Here is a 2,536-nt window from a genome sequence, read left to right as displayed (position 1 = left end):
TTCTGCCGCAGCTCCTTCAGCCGTGCGACGGTCTTTTCCTTGCCCGAAAGGATCTGGTAGTGGGGTTTGAAATCCTGGCCTACGCCGACGGTGAGCATCTGCGGATCCTGGCCGTGAACGGGTAGGTCTCTGATATGACCGGCAGTCGCTTCGACCTGCCAGGTCACGTCGGGACGAATGGAGGGGAGAAGGGACCGCAGCTTTTTCAGCTTGCCCGGGGCTTCAATGATTACGAGGTGCATCGGCGGAATCTCTCGGAACAGTCGGTCGAACTGTCGCGGTCAGAGAGCGGGCCAACAATGAGAAATGAACGGTGCGTTGTTGCAGTTTTCGGGAGGTGCTGTAGAGCGGGATCGATCAGAAGTCGAGCTGTTGTTGCTGCTCCTGGGCAAACCCTTTCAACCAGGACGCCCGCATCGCAGGATGACTGTAAGGGCAGTCGAACACCCGTAGCCCTTTCCGCGCGGCCTCAGCGCCAAGAGCCCGTACAGTCCGGTGGGGATCGTTGTAATGTCGCCTGTCCAGCTTGTCGGTATGGGTCGCTTTCTTTGACACACTGCACCTCGTACTGGTCGAGATTTCCGAATCGGAAGTTCTTGCCACCAGAGACTTCGCGAACGGGCGGCCAAAATTAAGGATGCTGGTTTAACAGCATTTTGCCGGCAAAGCTGTTCATTGCGGTTGCTCCAGTCGCTGGCATGCTTGTCGAGGCTGCGGGCGGCGAAGAATGGTTCTAGCCACCTGCAACTTCACGAGTGGGCGCGGAAAATTAAGACCGGCGTTTCACCGTCGCTTCGGCAATGCCCTGAGCCATTCGGATGAAGGCCGCGCGATCTTCTTCCTCCATAAGCGCCATGCACTCCAGAACTGAAATCTCGCCGGCGCTGAGGGGCTGCCTGGTCAACGGCTCATCGCGATCCCGAAATGGGCAATGTGAACCTGCTTGGTCATCTTTCCTGTTCATGGTGGATTTCCTGTCGGGCGAGTCTTTGTAGAGGCTGCGGGCGGCGACGAGTAGTGCTTGCCACCCGCAGCTTCACGAATGGGCGGCCAAAAATTAAGCCGCCAGCTACATGGGGATGTCGTCGTCGAAGGCGCTGCCGTAGTCCTGCTGCGATTGCGCATCCTGCTGAGCAGGTTGCTGCGGCACCTGCCGAGACTGCTGATGTTGTGTCGACTGGCCGTTGGTAGACGGCAACAGGGTGACCTCGGCCAGGCGATGAGGAAGGATGGAAATGCGCGAGGCTTCGACCTTCAGGGCCTGGACTTCTTCGCCTGATTCTTTGTCGGGCCAGCGGTCCATGATCGCCCTGCCTTCAACCTTGACGCGCATACCTTTCGCGAACAGTTCGGCGAAACGTTGGGCATCCTGATGCCACCACTCGACGCTGCACCAGAAGCCACCGCGATCCTTGTAGCCACCTTGGCCATCGGGAATCGAGTTGTCGAACATCACGTTGAGACGCAGCAACTGCCGCGGGGGATTGTTGCCGTTGGGGAAGCTGCGGTGCTCCGGCGCCGAGCCGATGTTGCCTTCCCAGAAGACGGGGGTAGCCATGATGAATCTCCAGTCAGTTGAGTAGGGGGTTAGTGGGTGGAGCGTGGTTTGAAGGGGGAGCGAGTGGCGCGGCTGGCCACGTACCCGAGCAGTTCACGGGTTTGCCGAGACGTTGCAGCCAAGGTGTTGGCCATGTGCTCCTTGAACACTTCGCTGGCCAGCTTTTCGACGCCACTGTCGTAGAGGGAATTGAACAGCAGCTCCGCGTCATGAGCGGAGCGCAGCAAGCCGTAGAGCAGGTCCTTGGCGATGGAGGAGCCGGCCACGCTGGGCAAGGACTTGGCGGCCACACCTTCACCGATGATCTGGCCCTGGAGGAAGTTCAGGGCCTGCTTGATCTGCTCGGGAGTGGCCGCGTCCAAGGACTCGACGGCCAGGTAGTTGCATACGACCTGTTCTGTCCTGGGGCGAGCCGGCTCGCCGAGGGTGTGGTCGCGCATCAGGTCGAGCGTCTTGATGGCGAACTGGAGCAGGTGGTTGTGACTGAGGATCTCGGGTTGCTCGATGAGCGCCTGTTCCATCTTGTTGAAGGCGTTGATGTAGGCCTCCTTCCACCGGGCGGCTTCCTTGCCGGTGAATCCCATGCAGAGGAAGGTGAAGCCGTCTCGGGTCATGCGGAAGTACGGCTCCGGTTTGTTGTTGGAGCCAGGGCGGGTACACGGCGCAAAATTGCGCTGTGTAAACTCAGGTGAGCATTCCAGGTTCGCAATGCTCTTGAGTACATCCTTGTGCTGCTTCCGAAAATGCTTGGCGACGTCGAGACTGGTCGTGGTGGGCTTGCCGCCGGTGATCTCGACGCTGACCTCGGTGGAGGGCTGGGTGGTCGAGTGGGATACGGCCTTACCGCTTGGGTTGCTGACGTTACTCATGCTGTTTCTCCGTTGGTGATCGCTTCGAAGGTGTAGAGCGGTACAGCTACATGCCCACGGAACCGGGGCGGGTCTGACTCTGCTGCAGTCGGCCCATGAACTCGGCCTC

General features: G+C 59.6%; 4 protein-coding genes and 1 pseudogene. All 5 read right to left on the bottom strand.

Annotation, left to right across the window (positions count from 1 at the left end; all coding sequences use genetic code 11):
* Positions 1-242 (bottom strand): annotated as a pseudogene (locus HMPREF2924_RS34720) (toprim domain-containing protein); the annotation flags it as partial.
* Positions 243-357: 115 nt separating this feature from the next.
* A complete protein-coding gene (crpP, locus tag HMPREF2924_RS34715) occupies positions 358-555 on the bottom strand; it encodes an ICE-associated protein CrpP (protein WP_071533909.1) in 198 nt (65 codons plus the stop codon).
* Between the two features lie 214 nt (positions 556-769).
* A complete protein-coding gene (locus HMPREF2924_RS21295) occupies positions 770-964 on the bottom strand; it encodes a hypothetical protein (protein ID WP_016851608.1) in 195 nt (64 codons plus the stop codon).
* A gap of 105 nt (positions 965-1,069) precedes the next feature.
* The gene (locus tag HMPREF2924_RS21290; RefSeq protein WP_004352840.1) at positions 1,070-1,558 is read right to left on the bottom strand and encodes a single-stranded DNA-binding protein; all 489 of its coding nucleotides are present in this window, start codon (positions 1,556-1,558) and stop codon (positions 1,070-1,072) included.
* Positions 1,559-1,587: 29 nt separating this feature from the next.
* Positions 1,588-2,427 (bottom strand): Rha family transcriptional regulator, encoded by an 840-nt coding sequence (locus HMPREF2924_RS21285; protein WP_003105750.1) that lies wholly within the window; start codon positions 2,425-2,427, stop codon positions 1,588-1,590.
* Positions 2,428-2,536 lie beyond the last annotated feature (109 nt).

The organism is Pseudomonas sp. HMSC063H08, assembly GCF_001813645.1.
In the GTDB taxonomy this organism is placed as follows: Bacteria; Pseudomonadota; Gammaproteobacteria; order Pseudomonadales; family Pseudomonadaceae; genus Pseudomonas; species Pseudomonas aeruginosa.
The sequence above is the reverse complement of the archived record's forward strand: the minus strand, read 5'-3'. Positions and strand labels throughout refer to the sequence as shown.

What these genes read in the sequence shown, in the direction of transcription:
- HMPREF2924_RS21285 (WP_003105750.1), bottom strand. Translation starts at nt 2,427, where the DNA reads ATGAGTAACGTCAGCAACCCAAGCGGTAAGGCCGTATCCCACTCGACC.
- HMPREF2924_RS21290 (WP_004352840.1), bottom strand. Translation starts at nt 1,558, where the DNA reads ATGGCTACCCCCGTCTTCTGGGAAGGCAACATCGGCTCGGCGCCGGAG.
- HMPREF2924_RS21295 (WP_016851608.1), bottom strand. Translation starts at nt 964, where the DNA reads ATGAACAGGAAAGATGACCAAGCAGGTTCACATTGCCCATTTCGGGAT.